The organism is Pseudomonas sp. HY7a-MNA-CIBAN-0227, from assembly GCF_040310325.1.
Taxonomy (GTDB): domain Bacteria; phylum Pseudomonadota; class Gammaproteobacteria; order Pseudomonadales; family Pseudomonadaceae; genus Aquipseudomonas.
In genome coordinates, this window is sequence record NZ_JBEOPT010000002.1 from 351,037 (window position 1) to 369,305 (window position 18,269).

The window sequence follows — 18,269 nt, forward strand, 5'->3', positions numbered from 1 at the left end:
CCCCGATTTGGCTAGTGCCCGGTGCAGCCTGCAGTGATTGCACCATAAGGAATTAAAGATGCTCCAGCGGTTTTTACCTAAAAGTGCTTTTGCCAAAAATGTTATTACCTTGATGACTGGTACGAGCATTGCCCAAGCAATCCCGATAGCAATAACACCAATCTTATCCCGGCTTTATACGCCAGAAGACTTCGGTATTTTTGCTTTTTATATGGCCGTTGCTGCAATTTTTTCTGTTTTGGTAACCGGCCGGTATGAATTGGCTATCATCCTTCCCGAAAAAGACAGCGACGCCATTAATATAGTTGCGTTGTCAATTGCGTTGAGTTGCATATTAAGTGCAATCATACTTTTGGTTGTGGTGATTTTCAATAGCCAGATCACCATATGGTTAAAGCCGCCAAGTGCATCGGAGTGGCTTTATTTTATCCCTCTATCTACCCTGTTCATGGGGATATACCAGAGTCTGAACTACTGGAGTAACCGAAAGGGACACTACCGACGTATGGCGCTCAGCCGCATGGCGCAAAGTGGTTCGGCCGTTTCAGGGCAGCTTGGGGCCGGCTATTTGGGTATGGCAAGCGCCGGTATGGTATTGGGCCAGTTGTTGGGGCAGGTGGTTTCGACGACTTTATTGGGGCGCTCTATTTATCGTGAAGATAAACGTCACCTAAATAAAGTAAGTCGTCAGGAGGTTTTTTCCTTAAGTAAAAAATATTCGAGTTTTCCCAAGTATTTGGTTTTAGGGCAACTCGCAAATGTGGCCTCCAGTCAAATGCCTCTGCTATTGTTAAGTGTATTTTTTGGTCCTGCAGTTGCGGGATTTTACTCTCTATCAGAAAAGACACTACTTGCTCCTATGACACTCGTTGGTGGCGCGATAGGCGATGTCTTTCGAAGTGAAGCAGCATTGAGTTATAAGAAGAACGGCAATTGTCGGGATTTATTTTTAAATACTGTGGTTAAGTTGACCTTGTTTGCTACAATACCAGTGCTTCCTGTTTATTTTTTTGGTCCGTGGCTATTTTCTTTTGTCTTTGGCGGCCAATGGCGAGCATCGGGTGAAATTGCCTCTATTATTTCTATAATGGTTTTTTTTCAGGCCATATCTTCCCCGCTCAGTCAAACAGTTTTGTTGGCTGGAATGCAGGCTGTTGATCTAGCTTGGCAGATCGCACGGCTCCTTTTTTCCGTAGGTTCTTTCTTTTTAGGCTATATGGTTTTTGAAGATTATAAGTTGGCTATTATATTTCATGTGGTGTCGTTCTCGGTTTTATATGTAATGCACTCAATTCTTCAATATTATGCTGCTAAAGGCTCAGGTAAAATTTATGAGTAATATATCTGAAGATTCGCTGTTGGAGGATTTTTCAAAAATGGGTATATCCTTTGGCGATACTATTCTTCTTAGAGCAAGCCTGGGGTCTGTCGGTCGAGTGCGCGGTGGTGCTGACGTATTTATCAACACTCTCTTAAAAGCAGTTGGTTCTGAAGGTACTATTGTTTCATTAGCTTTCACCGACGGAGCCTTCATTTGCAAACCAAAAATTGAAAGCGCTTTTGACAAGCAGAAAAAAAGTTACGCTGGAGCATTGCCAAATGCGATGGTCAAACACCCCGACTCTTTCCGTAGTGGCCATCCGATGTGTTCCTATGTGGCAATTGGCAGGCTGGCGGAAGAGATAACGAAGGGGCATGATGAAGCATCATCAGCATATGAACCGATTCGAAAAATTGTTGACTGTGAAGGGAAGTGTATGTTGGTTGGATGTGTGGGTAGTAGTCCGGGCTTCACTACGACACACTTGGCGGAATCTGATCTTGGGCTTTTGTCTCTGGCTGTTTTCCCAAAACTCACTTCGACTTATTTCAAGACGGCTAATGATGAAATAAAGCTCTTTCGGCGCCCGGATCCAGGCTTGTGCTCAAGTTCATTTTATAAATTTTATGCGTTGTATGTGCAAGGTGGAATTCTTACGACTGGTACAGTCGGTAATGCCTACTCCATTATTGCTCCAGCAAAGGGTTGTTATGAGATTGATTACGCAGCGCTGAAAAAAGACAAGAAATTAAACATCTGTGGATCTCCCGATTGCTTCACTTGTAATGCCGGCCGTTGGGACAGAATTCATCGAGCACCCATCTATATATTTAGACTGGCTTTTCGGAAAATAAAAAATAGATTTTTCTGATTTTTTTGAAATGTCACAATGGGGTGTTTATGAGTATTCAGGGGTTTTGGCCTGCATCATCCGTCCTAGCTTGGCTGCAACAGGTTTTGTCCGAGCGTTTTGGTCATGTGTTCTTGTTGGATTTATGTGCCGATAGTATTCGATTAGGCCTGACGGGCGATTCTTCTTATATTCATATCGCACTGGACGGCGCTACCTTCGCCCGTGCCGACTCGGATATAGACTGCGCAATGTGGGACGCATTTGCTGAAGGTTGGTGCTCCTCCCTGGAAAAACCTATTCCTGCTCCAGGAGCGTCGAGGCTTCCTCATCCATTGATCGAGCGCATCGGGACCGGGCACAGGGTCAACTATGACATTCTTGGTTTGTGCTACTGGATGCTTTCGAGAAGGGAGGAGGTAGGCCGAACCGATCTTGATGGGCATGGACGTTTTCCATCAACATCATCTCATGGCTTTCAGCATGGTTACTTAGATCGGCCCATCGTGGATGAGTGGCTGAAAGTTCTTGGTATGGTTGTTCAACGCCAATGGCCGTATCTCGAACTAAAACAGAATTTTTTTAGCATGAAAGTTTCCCATGATGTTGATGTGCCGAGTAACTATGGCTTTCTGGGTGTGAAGGGCTTTATTCGATCGATAGGTAGGGATCTACTCAAGAACCATGACTATAAAAGTGTATTCCTGGCCCCCTTGATCCGTCTCGATACTAAACATCGGCTGAGTCGTTACGATGTATTTAATACCTTTGAATGGATCATGGACCAATCCGATAATCATGGGCTGATAAGTGCATTCTACTTTATATGTGGTCGAACTGATAAGGTCAGAGATGCTGATTACGAAGTTGAGCATCCTGCTATCAGAGAACTTATCCGCCGCATTCGGACGCGTGGTCATGAGATTGGGCTTCATCCGAGTTATAAAAGTTATCAGCGACCTTCGGCTATCCTGGCAGAGGCTCAGCGTTTACGACGAGTATGTAACGAAGAGGGCGTTCACCAAGAGCAGTGGGGCGGACGAATGCACTATTTGCGTTGGGACCCCGAGATAACACTGCAAGCTTGGGAGGATGCTGGTATGAGTTATGACAGCACCTTGGGCTACGCTGATCGTGCCGGTTTTCGGTGCGGTACATGTTTTGAATATCCCGCATTTAATTCTGTGACGGCTCAAGCTTTACAATTGCGTATCAGACCGCTGATTGCGATGGAGTGTACTGTAATTGACGCCTGTTACATGGGGCTCGGAAAAGGGGAAGATGCATTCGCTAAGTTTATTGAGTTGAAGAATAGTTGTAAGGCGGTTGGGGGCTGTTTTACGCTGTTGTGGCATAACTCACAGTTTGTCGAACAGGCAGATCGGGTACTTTTTCAATCGTTGTTAGGTTGAATATATGTATCCGCTCCATCAGCTCCACATTCCAAGCGGATAGCTGACGGCTGATGCGATGCTCCCGATTTCCATCAGGAGCCCATCACCATGATTCGTAAGCTCTTCATGAACCCCACATACCAAACGATGGGCTTTATGGTTACCGTGGCATCTCTGGCGAGCAGTTCCACGGCAGCAAGGCCTCGAAGTCTTCTACCGAAGTAGCTTGCGGTAGGCGCTCAAGTACGTGGCGCAGCCATGTATAGGGCTCCGCGGTAGATCGGCGGACAGCGGCTTGCGTTTGCCACGGCGCTGGGTCGGGGCAACAACTTCTTCGTCAGACTCATCGGTGGGAACCACGAGGCTTTCAGGCTCATTAAAGAGTGCGAGCTGCGGTGTCTGCGGATCAACTGTTTGTTCTGATTTACGCCCGAACAAACGCTGACGCAATAGCGTGATCTGCTCTTTCAGGTCAATGATCTGGCCCTTGTCCACCTGACGCTCACTGAGCATCTGCACAAGCATTTGCTTGAGCAGAACCGGATCATCAGGGAGCTCGTCGGGCATCAAATTCATGCTCAGATTATATCCGATCAGGCGACGAATCGAGGGCTTAGAACTTGATGCGGACGGTTCCTCCATAGGTTAAAACCATCCAGCAGCCAATTCAATTCTTGAACCGTTAGCACAGTGGCTTAGCCGGTGAGATCAGGCGATATTTTGAAGCGCTCGGACTCCAGGCGCTTGAGCCAAAGGCAAAAGCCGTTGCGCTCCCAATAGAGGATTTTCACTCGATTACGATGGCGATTCAGGAAAACGAAAAGCACGGGATCGAACACCGCGACCTTGATATCCAATTTGCGCTAGGTGGGGTTCATGGATCAGTCACGAATACATCACTCCTGGGCAATTATTGTCCTGCCCACGCGGATAAACAATTTTCGGTGGCTGCGTGACGTTTTGGATTAGGCTCTGCTCTGAGATTGATTCACACCCTGTAACACCCCCATTTTTGACTATCCCCAAACATCACCTAAGTTTGAAAAGCAGCTTCGGAAAAGCTGCTTTTCTCACTGATGTCATGGAGCGTCTCTAATATGCGTAAAGCCTGTTTTTCATCTCTGGTTTTTGCTGTCCTCACCAGCATTTCACTGGCTGTCAGCGCAGCCCCGTCAGCCAAACCCGAGACTCTCACCCCCATCGCCTCCCAAATGTCCAAGGCCGAGCAAACCACTGCCAAGGTCAATCTCAACACTGCGGATGCGGAAACTCTGAGGCGTGACCTGTTCGGTATTGGCTCAGCGAAGGCCAAGGCGATTGTCGCCTATCGTGAAACCAGTGGCCCGTTCACGGCGGTGGACGAGTTGCTGGAAGTGAAAGGGATCGGCAAATCGCTTCTGGAGAAGAATCGCGACAGGCTGGAAATCAAATAACGCGTAGCAGCCAAGCCAAGAGGCCGGTCATTGACCGTAATGCTGTTCACTTAAGAAAATTTTGAGGTGAGCAAGAAACCTGTGGCGAGGGGGTTTACCCCCGTTGGGCCGCGAAACGGCCCCAAAATGGGACTGCTGCGCAGTCCAACGGGGCAAGCCCCCTCGCCACAAATGCGGATGTACCTGAAGCACCGGGCTTAAGTGAACAGCATTGCGGTCATTGACCGGCCTTCTTTCTGCCTGTGATTTCTGCATTCGCCTGCACTTTCAGATTCCTGCGCACTACCTCCAGAATCCGCGCCGCCAACGCCTCACTCTCGACGCTACGCGCCAACACCAGCGCCCCCACCAGTGTCGACATCATCATCAAGCCTTGCTCATCAGCATTCGGGCTGCCCAACGCAGCTTCAATCTGCTTGAGTCTCGCGCCAAGCACTGCATCGGTGGTGGCGCTGTTTTGCCCGCGTTGCCCCAGTTCTGAAGACATGGTGGGTAATGGGCAACCTTTATCTGGCGACGTCTGGTGCCATTCGGAAAGGTAGCTGTCGATGAACGCTTCCAGTGGTTGTTCCTGGTTGAACAACATTTCGCAATGGGCGTCCAGTTCTTCGCCTGCCGCTTGCAAGGCCTTTTCTACCAGTTCGTCCTTGGACTTGAAGTGCGCATAGAACCCGCCGTGGGTCAGGTTCAGCGATTTCATCAGGGGTTGTAGCCCGGTGGCGCCGATGCCGTCGCGGCGAAACCGTACCGAGGCCTCTTTAATGATGCGCTGGTGGGTTTGAGCTTTGTGATCGAGTGAATAGCGCATTAGAGCGGCCTCCGAAACGTGGCCCATATTAACCAAGCTTTACGGCGGCTTCTCGGGTCTTTACAAAACTGCGCAACTCATTAGTGATCGGCGGCGAGCTTGGCATGAATAGTGATTACGATTACAACAACGATTGTTGAACAATCATGAGGTGGCGATGAATACCACATTGTCCTTGGCGGATCAGATTGCGCGGGAGTTGCGCGCGGACATTATTGGCGGTCGGCTGTTGCCGGGCATGGCGCTGGTTGAGAACGATCTGGTCAAGGCTTACAACGCGTCGCGCAACACCATTCGCGAGGCGTTGCATCGCCTGGGGCAGGAAGGGCTGACCCGTTACGTGCGAAACAAAGGGGTGATGGTCCGGCGATTGGACATGGGGGAAGTGCGTGATCTGTTTGTAGTCCGTCGCACTCTGGAGTTGCAGGCCATTGCCAGCAGCAAGCCCTTGAGTGTCGATCAGTCCGAGCGCTTGGACAACGCCCTCGATGCCACCACCCTGGCCCGTGAGCGGGAAGACTGGCGCGCGGTGGCGACCCACAGTCTGACTTTCCACCAGCAGATTGTTGGCCTGTTGTGCAGCCCGTTGTTCGATGAGTTCTTTGCCCAGGTGATTGCCCAACTGCGCCTGGTGTTTTGCGCTGCGCCCGATGAGCAACGTTTCCAGTCGCCCTGGCTTGAGCGAGATCGAGAGATTTACGCGTTATTGGTCCGAGGCAACAAACTGGCAGCGGGGGAGGCGATGAGCCTGTACCTGGATGATTCGAAACGTCTGTCGCTGGCCCTGTTTGCCCACCCCTGATCGAGGATTTGCCCAATGTACAAAGACTATCCCGCCGCTTACCAGGTCAGTAAAGGCTCGGCCTTGCAGGTCGACAAGGCATTTTATGAGCGGATTCGCGACAAGGCTGGTCAGCGCACGCTGATTGAGCAGTTCGAGGTGCCGATCCGGACGGGGAGGGCGTGGAAGGTGCCTGCCGGTCATGTGTTTCGCGTGACCACTCCGGTCGGGCCGCAGGTGGGGGATTTCAACGTGTGGAACGCCAACGACCCTCGCGAACGTCTGTGGGCGGCGCGCACTCGTCAGTTGCAGGGCGCTCATGTCAGTGTCCATGACCGGTTGTGGTCGAATCTGCCGTTCCTAAGGCCGCTGGTGACCATCACTGATGACAGCCTGGCCGGTTATGGCATTGATGAGCATGGCGGGCGCTTGCACGATTTGCTCGGCACCCGCTGCGACCCTTATGTGAACAAGATGCTCACCGGTGAGGACTTCCATCACCATTGCCATTCGAACCTGACGCGGGCGGTGTTACCCCACGGCCTGACGGAGTTTGATGTGCATGACGTGCTGAATATCTTTCAGTGCACTGGCCTGAATCACGACGACATGTATTTCATGAAGGCCTGCCCGGCGCAGAAGGGCGACTATCTGGAGTTTTTTGCCGAGATTGATTTGTTGTGTGCGCTGTCGACGTGTCCGGGTGGGGATCTGTCGTTGCCGATGTGGGGGCCCGATGCGCAAGACCCACTGACCGTATGTCGTCCGCTGGGTGTGGAGATCTACAGGTTGGAGGATGAGTTGCTGAACGGCTGGAGACAGCCGGAGCGTGCTGCCTATAAAGGGCAGCACGGCTTGCATATTGCCAAGGCGGATGGGGAGTAGCCGGGGATGGGGCTGCTTCGCAGCCCAACGGGAGCAAGCTCCCTCGCCACAGGTTGTGTGTCAGGGCAACCTGTTCAGCGGTCCTGCGCGTCCTTGGCATCCGCTTGCGCGTTTCGCTCGGCCACGCGTTTGCGTTGTTCGTCGGTCAGTTCCACTGTGTTGGCGCTGTCACGCAGCATCATCAAACCACCGACGATCGAACCGATAGCGACCGCCATAATCAACCAGGCATACCAGGGCATAGGGCTCTCCTTGAGGCTGACTGCCGTGGGGAAGATTTCCCTCGGCAATAACAGCTTTGAGTAACGGGCTTTGTCAGTGGTTCCATTGTAGGCCCGTTCTGCCCTGCAGGTTTAGAGCCCGGTCAACATTGCGTCTGCCGGTGCATCGGCACGATCTTGTGCTGTGAGTTGGAAGTAGACAAAACCCACCGCCATAAAGCCCAGGAAGACCAGGCCGATCAGGGTGTTGAACCAGGCCATGGCCACCAGGCACACCAGCGCCAGCACCAGGGCGATGCCCGGTACGATCGGGTAACCCGGCGCGCGGAAGGTGCGCTCCAGCAGCGGTTCGGTTTTGCGCAGCTTGAATAGGCTGAGCATGCTCATGATGTACATGACGATGGCACCGAACACCGCCATGGTGATCATCGCCGCAGTGAGGGTCATGCCGCCCAGGTTGATCAGGCCGTCGCTGTAGATGGCGGCGATGCCAACCACGCCACCGGCGATGATTGCCCGATGCGGTGTCTGAAAGCGCGACAGTTTGGCGAGGAAGGACGGCAGGTAACCGGCGCGGGCCAGGGCAAAGAACTGGCGCGAGTAGCCGAGGATGATCCCGTGGAAGCTGGCCACCAGGCCGAACAAGCCAATCCACACCAGCATGTGCAACCAGCCGGAGCTGTCACCGACTACGGTTTTCATCGCCTGGGGCAGTGGGTCGTTGATGTTCGACAGGGTGCGCCAGTCGCCCACGCCGCCGGCAAAGAACATGACGCCCATGGCCAGGATCACCAGGGTCAGGATGCCGCTGATGTAGGCTTTGGGAATGGTGCGTTTCGGATCTTTCGCTTCTTCGGCGGCCATGGCGGCGCCTTCGATGGCGAGGAAAAACCAGATGGCGAACGGGATTGCGGCAAACATCCCGGCAATCGCTGGTGCACCGAAGGGTGTCGGAGCCGGCCCAGCCGTTGAGAGCGAAGTTGCTGAAACTGAAGGCGGGGGCGACCACGCCCATGAACACCAACAACTCAGCCACGGCGAGGATGCAGACCACCAGTTCAAAGGTCGCGGCCAGCTTGACGCCGAGAATGTTCAAGCCCATGAACACAATGTAGGCACCGACGGCGGCGTGTTTAGGGTCCAGCGCCGGAAACTGCACGTTCAGGTAGGCGCCGATGGCTAGCGCGATAGCCGGTGGGGCGAAGACGAATTCGATCAGTGTCGCCAACCCGGCGATCAGGCCGCCTTTCTCGCCGAAGGCTCGGCGGCTGTAGGCAAAGGGTCCACCCGCATGAGGGATCGCGGTAGTCAGTTCAGTGAAGCTGAAGATAAAGCAGGTGTACATGGTGGCGACCATCAACGAGGTCACCAGAAAGCCCAGCGTACCGGCCACGCCCCAGCCATAGCTCCAGCCGAAATATTCCCCGGAAATCACCAGCCCGACGGCGATGCCCCATAAGTGCAAGGTGCCTAGGGTTGGTTTGAGTTGTGTGTTCATTGTGCTGCTCCCTGAACGGTTTGGAATGTTTCAAGGCATTGCAGCGGCCATGCCAGCCTGAAAATCAGTGTCGTAAAGTCGCTGAACTGTCGCCGGGAGGATGGTTTGGCGTTTGAATATTTTCTGTGGCGCACCAGATCAGGGCGTGGGTGTCTGGTCTGGCGCCATTGCGACATGGGTATCTACACATCTCTTGAGGGGGACGCCTAGTTCTTGCTCGCGAAAACCTGGGGGTGCCGTGGTGACTCAGGATGCCCGCGTTATCGTAACGACCATCGCGAGCAAGCTCGCTCCTACAGATGGGGGCTGTGTTCGCTTCAGATAGATCAAAAGCAGATCAAGGGCCAGCGGCCATCTGCTTTTCTGTAGGCGCAAGGGGGACGCCTAGTTCTTGCTCGCGAAGAACCCGAGGGCGCGGTGGTGATTCAGGATGCCCGCGTCATCGTTAACGCTTTTCGCGAGCAAGCTCGCTCCTACAGTGGGCAGTGGGCAGTGGATCCGCCTTTGCTTTTCACCACTCAGGTCGGCTACCAGGCCGCCGTGCTCTTGCTTTTGATCTTGATCTTGATCTAAGGCGCCCCGTTAACCACGATGGCTGAACGCAGGCATTGATCCGTGGGTAAACCGGCAGGACGCCGGTTTAGCCGCGCTGGGCCAGGGATGGCCCATCGCGGCGGCCCACGGAGTAATGCCGGAGTGAAGGCATGCCGAGCCACAGCGAGGCACCAAGTGGTGGGGCAAGAGCCTTTGGTTACTTTGGGCTTTTCAAAGTGACACGCCGTAAGGGCGTAACCCCAAGCCGCCGTTACCGCAGCAACGGATATGTACCCAGCCCAGCCTTTGCTCCCACAGTTGATCAGCCCCCACTAACCCCCAAAGCCCCCTGTAACCTGCGCACAACCCCACTCTTTACGCGTTCTTTACGCCCTACCCATACCCTCGCTCTCGTTCCTTTACGGTGCTCCTGCGGACAATACCCCCACACTCGGCAACCGCCGTACAACGGAGAAACTTCCATGAGCGTTCTGGACGGGGTGTCACTGCTATTGGCCGTGGCGCTGTTCATTTATCTGCTGGTTGCGCTGTTACGCGCGGATCGGAACTAGGAGCGGCTATGTACAGTTATGACTATTGGCTGATCATCGCCTTCTTTGCCGTGGTGCTGGTTCCGGCACCATTTTTGGGGCGGTTCTACTACAAGGTGATGGAAGGCCAGCGAACCTGGCTGACCCCGGTTTTCGGCCCGGTGGAACGCGTGTGTTATCGCATCGCCGGCGTCGATGCGCAGGCCGAGCAGAGCTGGCAGAAATACGCCCTGGCTTTGCTTGCCTTCAACCTTGCGGGTTTCGTGCTGTTGTTCTCGATCCTGCTGTTCCAGGACTACCTGCCTCTCAACCCGCAGAAGTTGCCGGGTCAGGAGTGGACGTTGGCCTTCAACACCGCGGTCAGTTTCATGACCAACACCAACTGGCAGTCCTACAGCGGTGAAGCGTCCTTGAGCTACCTCAGCCAGATGGTCGGGCTCACCGTGCAGAACTTCGTCAGCGCCGCCACCGGCCTGGCCGTATTGGTTGCGTTGTGCCGTGGCATCGGTCGCAAATCGGCCACTACCCTGGGCAACTTCTGGGTCGATATGACCCGCGCCACTCTCTACGGCCTGTTGCCGTTGTGCCTGGTGCTGGCGTTGTTCCTGGTCTGGCAGGGCGTGCCGCAAACCTTCGCCCACTACGTTGGCGCGGTGACGATGCAAGGCGTGGATCAAGTGATCCCGCTCGGGCCTGCAGCTAGCCAGATTGCCATCAAGCAATTGGGCACCAACGGCGGCGGTTTCTTCGGGGTCAACTCGGCGCATCCGTTTGAGGACCCGACCGCGTGGGCCAACCTGTTCGAACTGTCGGCGATCATCTTGATCCCGGTGGCCCTGGTGTTCACCTTCGGGCATTACGTGAAAGACCTGCGTCAGAGCCGGGCGATCCTCGGTTGCATGCTGGCGTTGTTCCTGATCGGCGGCGCGGTGTCGCTGTGGGCCGAATACCAGCCCAACCCGACCCTGAACAACGCCGCCGTCGAACAGACCGCGCCGCTGGAAGGCAAGGAATCGCGCTTTGGCACCACCGGCACCGTGTTGTGGTCGGTGGCCACGACCGCCGCCTCCAACGGTTCGGTCAACGGCATGCAAGACAGCCTTAGCCCGCTGAGCGGAATGGTAGCGCTGGTTAACATGATGGTCGGCGAAGTGATCTTCGGCGGTGTCGGTGCCGGCATGTACGGCATGTTGCTCAACGTACTGATCGCGGTGTTTCTCGCCGGATTGATGATCGGCCGCACCCCGGAATACCTCGGCAAGAAGCTCCAGGCCAAGGAAGTGCAACTGCTGGTGGTGACCTTGCTGGTGATGCCGGTGGGCGTGCTGGTACTCGGCGCCATCGCCGCCAGCCTGCCTGGTCCAGTGGCTTCCGTCAGTAACCCTGGCCCCCATGGTTTCAGTCAGTTGCTCTACAACTACACCTCGGCCAGTGCCAACAACGGTTCGGCGTTCGGTGGTTTCGGCGCCAACACCCCGTTCCACAACCTGATGCTGAGCCTGGGCATGTTGATTGGCCGCTTCGGCTACATCCTCCCGGTACTGGCCTTGGCCGGCAGCCTGGCGATGAAGAAGAGTGCACCGATTGGCCAGAACAGCTTCCCGACCCATGGCCCGCTGTTCGTGACCCTGTTGACCGTGACCATTTTGCTGGTGGGCGGCTTGACCTTCCTGCCGACGCTGGCGCTGGGTCCGATTGCTGAACACTTGAGTATGGGCTTCTAAGGGGATATGGAAATGAATATGCCTGCCAAAAATGCTGCCCCGGTGAAAGCCCCGGAGCCTACAAAAACCGCGATGTCGGCCCTGTGGCGACCGGCGCTGATCCAGGCCTTCGTCAAGCTGGACCCGCGCCAGCTGCAACGCTCGCCTGTGATGCTGGTGGTCGAACTGACCGCGATTCTCACCACCATCCTGTGCTTCGTGCCAGACCCCGTCGTGCCGACCTTTGTCGCCGTGCAAATTGCCGTGTGGCTGTGGTTCACCGTGCTGTTCGCCAACTTCGCCGAAGCCTTGGCCGAAGGTCGCGGCAAGGCCCGCGCCGACAGCCTCAAGGCTGGCAGCGAAGGCCTTAGTGCGCGGCGCAAGGAAGCCGACGGCAGCTTCAAGGTCGTTCCGGCTACCAGCCTGCGCAAAGGTGATGTGGTGCGTGTCGCCGCCGGGGAAATGATCCCCGGTGACGGCGAAGTCATCGAGGGGATTGCCGCGGTCAACGAAGCGGCCATCACCGGTGAATCTGCGCCAGTGATCCGCGAATCCGGCGGCGACCGTTCGGCCGTCACCGGCAACACCCGTCTGGTTTCGGACTGGCTGATGATCCGCATCACCGCCAACCCCGGTGAGTCGACGCTGGACCGCATGATCGCCTTGGTAGAAGGCGCCAAGCGCCAGAAAACCCCCAACGAAGTGGCGTTGGACATTCTGCTGATCGGCCTGACCCTGATCTTCCTGCTGGTGGTAGTGACCCTGCAACCGTTCGCCCACTTCGCCAATGGCAGCCTGCCGCTGGTGTTCCTGGTCGCACTGTTGGTAACGCTGATTCCTACCACCATCGGTGGCCTGCTGTCGGCCATCGGCATTGCCGGCATGGACCGCCTGGTGCGCCTGAATGTGATCGCCAAGTCTGGTCGCGCCGTAGAGGCTGCGGGGGACGTGCACGTACTGTTGCTGGACAAGACCGGCACCATCACCTTCGGTAATCGTCGTTGCACTGCCGTGTATGCGGCCCCTGGTGTCAGCGGCAAGGAACTGGCCGAAGGCGCACTGCTGGCGTCCCTGGCTGACGACACCGCCGAAGGCAAGTCCATTGTCGAGTACTTGCGAGCCTTGCACCCGCAAGCCGAGCCATCGAGCGAAGAACTGACCAGCGTGCCGTTCAGTGCCGAAACGCGCTTGTCTGGTGTCGACTATCAAGGGCGCGTGTACCGCAAGGGCGCGGTGGATTCGCTGCTGGCCTTTATCGGCCTACAACGCAGCGACCTGCAACCGGCGCTGTCCCGTGAAATCGACAAGATCGCCCAGAGCGGCGGCACGCCGTTGCTGGTGTGCGCCGATGGCAAGTTGTTGGGGGCGATTCACCTCAAGGACGTGGTCAAGCCTGGCATTCGCGAGCGTTTCGCCGAGCTGCGCAAGCTGGGGATTCGCACGGTAATGGTGACCGGTGACAACCCGTTGACCGCTGCTGCGATTGCCGCCGAGGCGGGTGTCGATGACGTGCTGGCCGAAGCCACTCCAGAGAAAAAGCTGGCGCGCATTCGCCATGAACAGAACGACGGCCGCCTGGTCGCCATGTGCGGCGACGGCGCCAACGACGCCCCGGCGCTGGCCCAGGCTGACGTCGGCATGGCCATGAACGACGGCACACAAGCGGCCCGCGAGGCGGCGAACATGGTCGACCTCGACAGCGACCCGACCAAGCTGCTGGACGTGGTGCAGATCGGCAAGGAATTGCTGGTGACCCGTGGCGCGCTGACGACCTTTTCCATCGCCAACGACGTGGCCAAGTACTTCGCCATCCTGCCGGCGCTGTTCGCCTCGATCTACCCGCAACTGGGCGTGCTCAACGTGATGCACCTGAGCAGCCCGCAGAGCGCGATCCTCTCGGCCATCGTGTTTAACGCGCTGATTATCGTCGTGCTGATCCCGCTGGCCCTGCGCGGTGTGCGGGTGCAGGCGGCGAGTGCGGCGGCGTTGCTGCGTCGCAACCTGTTGATCTATGGCGTCGGCGGGCTTGTGGTGCCGTTCGTGGGGATCAAGGCGATCGACATGCTGTTGACGGCGTTGCACTTGGTTTAAGCCCTGTTGTGAGGGGACTTGTTGTGCCGAGAGGGGGTATCTCCTCTCCACAAAAGCCTCTCACCACAACGCCGTTTTGTTCAACGAATTGAGGAATATGAAATGTCCAACATGATCCGCCCGGCCTTGAGCCTGCTGGTGTTGATGACCCTGATTACCGGCGTGGCCTATCCCCTGGTTGTGACTGGCGTGGCGCAAGTCGCCTTCCCTGACGAGGCCAATGGCAGCCTGATACGCGATGCCGACGGCAAGGTGCGCGGCTCCAGCCTGATTGCCCAGGATTTCACCGGTGACGACTGGTTCCACCCACGGCCGTCCGCCGGTGCCTTTGCTACCGTAGCCAGCGGCGCCAGCAACCTGGGGCCAAGTAACCCGGCGCTGGCCACGCGGGTGTTTGACGACGCCAATAAATTGCTCGTCTCAAGCCAGGGCCCGGTGCCACTGGCGCTGCTGACTACCTCCGGCAGCGGTCTTGATCCACACTTGCCACCGCAAGCGATTGCCTATCAACTGGCGCGGGTCGCCGCCGCACGCAATCTGCCGGTGGCCACACTGGAGCGCTTGATGGATGCTCACATCGAGCAGCCGCTGGTAGGGCCGCCAGTAGTGAATGTGCTGGAGCTGAATATGGCCCTGCAAGCGTTATAAACAGTAGGCACCGCCAATCGCGGGCAAGCCCGGCTCCCACAGGTTGCGCAATCCTGCAGGAGCCGGGCTTGCCCGCGATGACGGTCTGAAAAACTCTACATAAACACCAGAAGGAAACCCTGCGCATGAGCGACTCCGGCCGTGCCGATGCCCTGTTAGCCGATCTGCCCCGGGACGGCCGTGGCCGGCTCAAAGTATTCCTCGGTGCAGCCCCTGGTGTGGGCAAGACCTACGCCATGCTTCAGGCCGCACACACTCAATTGCGCCAAGGTGTAAGGCTGATCGCCGGGATAGTGGAAACCCACGGCCGCGCCGAGACTGAAGCCTTGCTCAGTGGTTTGCCGCAGCAGCCTTTGCTGCGCTCCGAGTACCGAGGCGTGATGCTGGAGGAAATGGACCTTGACGGCCTGCTCGCCGCCAAGCCCAAGCTGGTACTGGTGGACGAACTGGCCCACAGCAACGCCCCCGGCAGCCGCCACGAAAAGCGCTGGCAAGACATCCAGGAACTGCTCTCCGCGGGTATCAACGTCTTCACCACGGTCAACGTCCAGCACCTGGAAAGCCTCAACGATCAGGTGCGCGGCATCACCGGCGTGCAGGTGCGCGAAACTCTGCCCGACTGGGTGTTGCAGGAAGCCGATGAGCTGCTGCTGATCGACCTGCCATCCCGCGAGCTGCTGGAGCGACTGCGGGATGGCAAAGTTTATGTGCCGGAGCAGGCCCGTGCGGCCATCGATGCGTTTTTCACCCAGACTAACCTCATGGCTCTGCGCGAGTTGGCGATGCAAACCGCCGCTGCCCACGTCGACGACGATCTGGCCCAGGGTTATCGACAGCTGGGCCAGGCTGCGCCCGCCGTGCGCGGGCGCTTGCTGGTAGGTGTTGATGGCGATGCCCACGCCGAGCGCCTGGTACGCCACGCCAGCCGCGTAGCCCAGCGTCGGCATTTGCCCTGGAGCCTGGTGTATGTCGACAACGGCCGTGTACAGGATGAGCGATCACGTCTGCATCTGCAAAACGCCCAGCAACTGGCCGAACGGCTTGGCGGCGAGGTGGTGTTGCTACGTGCTGGCGAAGTGGCCAAGACCTTGATCCAGCATGCCGCCGAACGCCGTGCCAGCCTGGTACTGGTGGGGCAGTCGCGACCACGCTGGCAGCGCACGCTGTTCGGCGGCGGGCTGGCGGCGCGGTTGTTGCGTAACGCGCGTGGCCTGGAAATCAACGTCCTCGACAGCGATGAAGCCCCGGCTCCACCACGCTTGCCCGATGTGCGTGGGCTGGTGTGGTTCGACTACCTCCTGGCGCTGCTGGCGACGGTGCTGGCCAGCGGATTGGCCTGGGCGGTGTCCAGCGTCTTGCCGTTGCCCAACATCTCTCTGGTGTTCCTCGCCGCCGTGCTGCTGGTAGCGGTGCGCAGCAGTCTTGGCCCGGCGCTGGCCTGTGCGGCGCTGTCGTTCTTGACCTACGACTTCTTGTTTATTCCGCCGAATTTCTCCTTCGCTATCCAGCGTGAAGAAGACGTGCTGACCCTGTTGTTTTTCCTGTTGATGGCGGCGTTGACCGGCAACCTGGCTGCGCGCCAGCGTCGGCAATTGCAGGCGCTGCGCGAAACCCAGGAAGAAACCAGCGAACTGTTGGACCTGTCGCGCAAACTCACCGCTGCCACCGATCGCCAGGCGGTGATCAGTGCGGCGGCCCATCACCTGGAAGGCTCAAGCGACTTGCAATTGTGCCTGGTCAATCGCGATGGGCAGGGCGACTGGAAGATCGAGACCGGTGGCCCGATCACCTTTACCGAGGCCGAGCGCGCCGCCGCCGACTGGGCCTGGCAACACGATCAACCGGCGGGCATGGGCACCGGTACCTTGCCATTTGGTCGTTGGTGGTGGTGGCCGTTGTCCGGCGAAGAAGGCCCTTTGGGTTTGCTCGGTGTCAGCCCGAAAGCCGGCCTGGAACTGAGCGGCCAGCGTCGTCGCTTGCTTATCGCCTTGAGCCAACCGCTGGCCCAGGCGTTGGCCCGTGCGCAGTTGGCCCAGGAGCTGGAAGCGGCCCGTTTGCATGGTGAAACCGAGCAACTGCGCAGCGCTTTGCTGGCGTCGGTGTCCCATGATTTACGCACACCACTGACCTCCATGCGCGGCAGCATCGACAGCCTGCTGGCTCTTGGCGAAGCCATTCCCCTGGAAGATCGCCGGGAATTGCTGGAAGGCACCCGCGATGAAGCCGAACGCCTGGACCGTTACATCCAGAACCTGCTGGACATGACCCGCCTCGGCCACGGCGCCTTGAAACTGGCGCGCGATTGGGTGTCGCCCGGCGATATCGTCGGCAGTTCCCTGGGCCGGTTGCGGGCGGTGCTGGCACCGTTGCAGGTGACCACCGACGTGCCAGCCGAGCTGCCGCTGCTGTATGTACACGCTGCCTTGATTGAGCAGGCGCTGGTCAATGTGCTGGAAAACGCCGCGCGCTTTTCCCCGCCTCACGGGCGTCTGCAACTGCGCGCGGGTGTTGTTGAAAAGGAATTGTTTTTCTCCGTCAGCGATGAAGGCCCGGGAATTCCCGAGGACGAGCGGGCGAAGATTTTCGACATGTTCTACACCGCCGCAAGGGGCGATCGCGGCGGGCAGGGAACCGGGCTTGGCCTGGCGATCTGCCTGGGCATGGTCGGCGCCCACGGCGGGCATATCAGCGTGGCTGAGGGCATCGAGGGGCAGGGCACGTGCATCACCCTGTTCCTGCCATTGCAGACTCAACCCGGCCTGGAAAGTGAACCTTGAACCCAGGTACGCTACCTTTTTCTATCAACGGATTTTGATTGGACACCATGAGCCAGACTGCGACGATTTTGGTCATTGACGACGAACCGCAGATCCGCAAATTTTTGCGCATCAGCCTGGCTTCTCAGGGCTATAAAGTGATTGAGGCCGGCACCGGCAATGAAGGGCTGGCCCAGGCGGCGTTGAGCAAGCCGGACCTGCTGGTGCTGGACCTTGGCCTGCCAGACATGGACGGCCAGCAAGTGCTGCGCGAGTTTCGCGAGTGGTCGACGGTGCCGGTGCTGGTGCTGTCGGTTCGCGCCAGTGAAGGGCAGAAGGTCGAGGCGTTGGACAATGGCGCCAATGACTATGTGACCAAGCCTTTTGGCATCCAGGAGTTTCTGGCGCGGGTGCGGGCTCTGTTACGCCAGGCTCCGGGGGGGGAGGCTCAGGAAGCGGCGCTGAACTTTGGCCCGTTGACCGTGGACCTTGCCTATCGCCGGGTATTGCTGGACGGTGCCGAGGTGGCGCTGACCCGTAAAGAGTATGCGGTGCTGGCGCAACTGGCGCGTCATCCAGGGCGGGTCATCACGCAACAGCAATTGCTCAAGGACATCTGGGGGCCGACCCATACCGAAGACAGTCACTACCTGCGGATTGTGGTCGGGCATCTGCGGCAAAAGCTGGCGGATGATCCCACCCAGCCGAGGTTTATCGTGACCGAGGCGGGGGTGGGGTATCGGTTGTTGAACCCTGAGACCTGATAGATTCCTGTTGCCTGTACCTTTTCCCGTA

Annotated in this window: 17 protein-coding genes and 1 pseudogene; 12 read left to right on the forward strand and 6 right to left on the reverse strand. The window is 57.4% G+C overall.

The genetic code is table 11. From position 1 onward, the window contains the following. Positions 1-58: 58 nt before the first annotated feature. Genes AAEZ06_RS04820 through AAEZ06_RS04830 form a run of 3 tightly spaced genes read left to right on the forward strand, consistent with a single transcriptional unit; the run spans position 59 to position 3,583 of the window. Positions 59-1,339 carry a lipopolysaccharide biosynthesis protein gene (locus AAEZ06_RS04820; RefSeq protein ID WP_350613053.1) on the forward strand — a complete coding sequence of 427 codons (1,281 nt, stop codon included), beginning with the start codon at positions 59-61 and terminating at the stop codon, positions 1,337-1,339. After that, entirely contained in the window at positions 1,332-2,192 is an 861-nt protein-coding gene (locus AAEZ06_RS04825) for an AAC(3) family N-acetyltransferase (protein ID WP_350613055.1), read from the forward strand. Before AAEZ06_RS04820 ends, AAEZ06_RS04825 begins: the two co-directional genes overlap by 8 nt. Before the next feature lie 29 nt (positions 2,193-2,221). Then, entirely contained in the window at positions 2,222-3,583 is a 1,362-nt protein-coding gene (locus AAEZ06_RS04830; protein ID WP_350613057.1) for a polysaccharide deacetylase family protein, read from the forward strand. Between the two features lie 142 nt (positions 3,584-3,725). Here the strand turns inward: AAEZ06_RS04830 and AAEZ06_RS04835 are convergent, their stop codons facing one another. The 3 genes from AAEZ06_RS04835 to tnpB are packed head-to-tail and all read right to left on the reverse strand — an operon-like array spanning position 3,726 to position 4,404. Next, on the reverse strand, positions 3,726-3,821 hold the full coding sequence (locus AAEZ06_RS04835) for a transposase domain-containing protein (RefSeq protein WP_350613435.1): 96 nt from the start codon (positions 3,819-3,821) through the stop codon (positions 3,726-3,728). Then, positions 3,779-4,207, reverse strand: a complete 429-nt coding sequence (locus AAEZ06_RS04840) for a transposase domain-containing protein (RefSeq protein ID WP_502948020.1) — start codon at positions 4,205-4,207, stop codon at positions 3,779-3,781. The genes AAEZ06_RS04835 and AAEZ06_RS04840 overlap by 43 nt, the downstream gene beginning before the upstream one ends. A 53-nt stretch (positions 4,208-4,260) precedes the next feature. After that, complete coding sequence (gene tnpB, locus AAEZ06_RS04845; RefSeq protein WP_350613437.1) at positions 4,261-4,404, reverse strand: IS66 family insertion sequence element accessory protein TnpB; 144 nt, start codon at positions 4,402-4,404, stop codon at positions 4,261-4,263. 258 nt (positions 4,405-4,662) lie between these two features. On the opposite strand from tnpB, the gene AAEZ06_RS04850 reads away from it, so the two are divergent. Further along, a complete protein-coding gene (locus AAEZ06_RS04850; RefSeq protein ID WP_350613059.1) occupies positions 4,663-4,998 on the forward strand; it encodes a ComEA family DNA-binding protein in 336 nt (111 codons plus the stop codon). A gap of 217 nt (positions 4,999-5,215) precedes the next feature. Here AAEZ06_RS04850 and AAEZ06_RS04855 read toward each other — a convergent pair whose 3' ends face one another. Beyond that, positions 5,216-5,806 carry a TetR/AcrR family transcriptional regulator gene (locus AAEZ06_RS04855; RefSeq protein ID WP_350613061.1) on the reverse strand — a complete coding sequence of 197 codons (591 nt, stop codon included), beginning with the start codon at positions 5,804-5,806 and terminating at the stop codon, positions 5,216-5,218. A gap of 157 nt (positions 5,807-5,963) precedes the next feature. On the opposite strand from AAEZ06_RS04855, the gene AAEZ06_RS04860 reads away from it, so the two are divergent. Together AAEZ06_RS04860 and AAEZ06_RS04865 are read left to right on the forward strand one after the other, a co-directional pair. Continuing rightward, positions 5,964-6,608, forward strand: coding sequence for a GntR family transcriptional regulator (locus AAEZ06_RS04860; RefSeq protein ID WP_350613063.1), 645 nt, complete (start codon positions 5,964-5,966; stop codon positions 6,606-6,608). 15 nt (positions 6,609-6,623) lie between these two features. After that, positions 6,624-7,472 carry an urea carboxylase-associated family protein gene (locus AAEZ06_RS04865; RefSeq protein WP_350613065.1) on the forward strand — a complete coding sequence of 283 codons (849 nt, stop codon included), beginning with the start codon at positions 6,624-6,626 and terminating at the stop codon, positions 7,470-7,472. Positions 7,473-7,546: 74 nt separating this feature from the next. Here the strand turns inward: AAEZ06_RS04865 and AAEZ06_RS04870 are convergent, their stop codons facing one another. Continuing rightward, positions 7,547-7,714 carry a DUF2897 family protein gene (locus AAEZ06_RS04870; RefSeq protein ID WP_149414327.1) on the reverse strand — a complete coding sequence of 56 codons (168 nt, stop codon included), beginning with the start codon at positions 7,712-7,714 and terminating at the stop codon, positions 7,547-7,549. 111 nt (positions 7,715-7,825) lie between these two features. Then, a pseudogene (gene eat, locus AAEZ06_RS04875) lies at positions 7,826-9,191 on the reverse strand (ethanolamine permease). Positions 9,192-10,207: 1,016 nt separating this feature from the next. Between eat and kdpF the strand changes: the two are divergent. The 6 genes from kdpF (at position 10,208) to AAEZ06_RS04905 (ending at position 18,238) form a co-directional block, all read left to right on the forward strand. After that, entirely contained in the window at positions 10,208-10,297 is a 90-nt protein-coding gene (gene kdpF, locus AAEZ06_RS04880; protein WP_003218754.1) for a K(+)-transporting ATPase subunit F, read from the forward strand. 8 nt (positions 10,298-10,305) lie between these two features. Next, on the forward strand, positions 10,306-12,000 hold the full coding sequence (gene kdpA / locus AAEZ06_RS04885; protein ID WP_350613069.1) for a potassium-transporting ATPase subunit KdpA: 1,695 nt from the start codon (positions 10,306-10,308) through the stop codon (positions 11,998-12,000). Positions 12,001-12,012: 12 nt separating this feature from the next. Beyond that, the gene (gene kdpB, locus AAEZ06_RS04890; RefSeq protein ID WP_350613071.1) at positions 12,013-14,070 is read left to right on the forward strand and encodes a potassium-transporting ATPase subunit KdpB; all 2,058 of its coding nucleotides are present in this window, start codon (positions 12,013-12,015) and stop codon (positions 14,068-14,070) included. 102 nt (positions 14,071-14,172) lie between these two features. After that, positions 14,173-14,718 carry a potassium-transporting ATPase subunit KdpC gene (kdpC, locus tag AAEZ06_RS04895; protein WP_350613073.1) on the forward strand — a complete coding sequence of 182 codons (546 nt, stop codon included), beginning with the start codon at positions 14,173-14,175 and terminating at the stop codon, positions 14,716-14,718. 125 nt (positions 14,719-14,843) lie between these two features. Then, positions 14,844-17,495, forward strand: a complete 2,652-nt coding sequence (locus AAEZ06_RS04900) for a DUF4118 domain-containing protein (protein ID WP_350613075.1) — start codon at positions 14,844-14,846, stop codon at positions 17,493-17,495. Between the two features lie 47 nt (positions 17,496-17,542). Beyond that, a complete protein-coding gene (locus AAEZ06_RS04905) occupies positions 17,543-18,238 on the forward strand; it encodes a response regulator (RefSeq protein WP_149414333.1) in 696 nt (231 codons plus the stop codon). Positions 18,239-18,269 lie beyond the last annotated feature (31 nt).